The 1,966-nt window shown below is 73.4% G+C and carries 1 protein-coding gene; it reads left to right on the forward strand.

Annotated features, from left to right (window positions below; all coding sequences use genetic code 11):
* Nucleotides 1–93: 93 nt before the first annotated feature.
* A partial coding sequence (locus tag EQG76_RS14110; RefSeq protein ID WP_159714500.1) for a condensation domain-containing protein occupies nt 94–1,966 on the forward strand: 1,873 nt, incomplete at its 3' end.

The following is a 1,966-nucleotide window of genomic DNA, read 5'->3' on the forward strand; positions in this document are numbered from 1 at the left end:
GCAGGAGATCGGGGTGCGGGCCGAGTTCTCGGCCTTCGCCGCCACGCCCACGCTCGGGCACTGGTGGGACGTGGTGCAGAGGTCCCGCGGCTGATGCAGGACCCTGGCTGGCCTCTCACCGGGGCCCAGGAAGGCTTGTGGTTCGCCCAGCGCCTCGATCCGGCCAACCCGATCTTCCTGACTGGGCAGGCGATCGTCATCGACGGGCCGCTCGACCGCGCCCGGTTCCTGGCGGCGCTGGACGGGGCCATGAGCGAGGCGGACGGGCTGGCGCTGCGCCTCGCCGACGGGCCGGACGGACCGCGCCAGTGGCTGGACGAGGCGGCGAGGCCGCGGGCGGAACTGGTCGACCTGCGCCATCTGGCCGATCCCGAGGCCGCCTGGCGGGCCGCGGTGGCAGAAGACATGGCGACGCCGGTGGACCTGGAGGCGGGTGGGCTCACGGCCCAGCGCCTGTTCGTGCTCTCCCGCGAGCGCCATGTCTGGTATCAGCGCATCCACCATCTCTTGGTGGACGGATACGGGACCGACCTGCTGACCAGGCGGGTGGGCCAGCTCTATGCGGGCGGCGGCGAGTGGTTGGGCCCGTTCTCGGCCGTGCTGGCCGAGGCTGCGGCCTATGCCGGCTCGGAGCGCTCGGCGGCCGACCGCCGCTTCTGGCTGGAAACGTTCGGCGACCGGCCGGACGTGGCGCCTATGGCACCAGGGCCTGCCGTGAGCGGGCACCGCTACCACCGGGTCGTCCGGCCCCTGGACCCGGCACTCGCGGCCCGGCTGCTGGCCCGGGCCGAGGCTGCGGGTGTTGTCTGGCCAGACGTGCTGGCGGCCCTGGTCGCGGCCTATGTGCAGCGCCATGCCGGCGGACCGGAGGCGATCCTGGGCGTGCCGCACATGGGCCGCTTCGGCAGTGCCGCCGCGAACGTTCCGGCCATGGTGATGAACGTCCTGCCGGTGCGCTTCGCGATCGACGAGGACCAGGAACTCGACGCCTTCCTGGCCGGTGCGGCGCGAGCGCTACGCCAGGCACGGCGGCACGGCCGCTATCGCAGCGAGCAGCTCCGCCGCGACCTGGGCCTGCTGGGCGGCAGCCGCCGGCTCCATGGGCCGCTCGTCAACGTGCTGCCGTTCGAGGCGACGCTCGTCCTGGAGGGGCTCTCGACCGAGCTCATCGTGCTCGGCACCGGCCCGGTCGATGATCTGACCTTCACCTTCCGTGGCGACCCGGACCGAGCGGAGCTGCGGCTGGAGCTGGACAGCAATCCCGGCCTGTTCGACCTGGCCGCGACCGAGGCCCATGCCGATCGGCTGGCCTGCTTTCTCCAGAACGCGCTGGCCGCGGAGCGGCTGGTCGACATGCCGACCCTCACGCCGGCGGAGACCCGGCACTGGCTGGTCGAGGTCAACCGCACCGCGCACCCGGTCGAGGACACCACGCTCACCGCGCTGATCGAGCGGCAGCTGGCGACCGACCGGCGGGCACCGGCGGTCCGATTCGGCGAGCAGGTGCTGGATCGCGGCGCACTGGACCGGGAGAGCGCCCGGCTGGCCGGGCGGCTGGCCGCGGCGGGCGTCGGCCCCGGCAGCGTGGTGGCGGTGGCCCTGCCGCGCTCGCTGGAGCTGATCGTGGCGCTGACCGCGATCCTGCGCGCGGGCGGCGCCTATCTGCCGCTCGACCTGGCGCAGCCCAAGGAGCGGCTGCGGCGGATGCTGACGACCGCGGCACCGCTGCTCGTCCTGACCTTCTCCGATCAGCACGACCTTCTGCCGGACGGCTGGCCGCTGCTCGACCTGGACCGGGCGGATGACGACGGGGAGGGGGCGGCGGTCCGGCCGCCGGCACAAGGCGATGCCGCCTATGTCATCTTCACCTCGGGCTCGACCGGCGAGCCCAAGGGTGTCGTCAACGAGCATGCCGGCATCGTGAACCGGCTGTGCTGGATGCAGGCGCACTACCGGATCGGGCCGG

It is taken from the genome of Geminicoccus flavidas, assembly GCF_009806515.1.
GTDB lineage: Bacteria > Pseudomonadota > Alphaproteobacteria > Geminicoccales > Geminicoccaceae > Geminicoccus > Geminicoccus flavidus.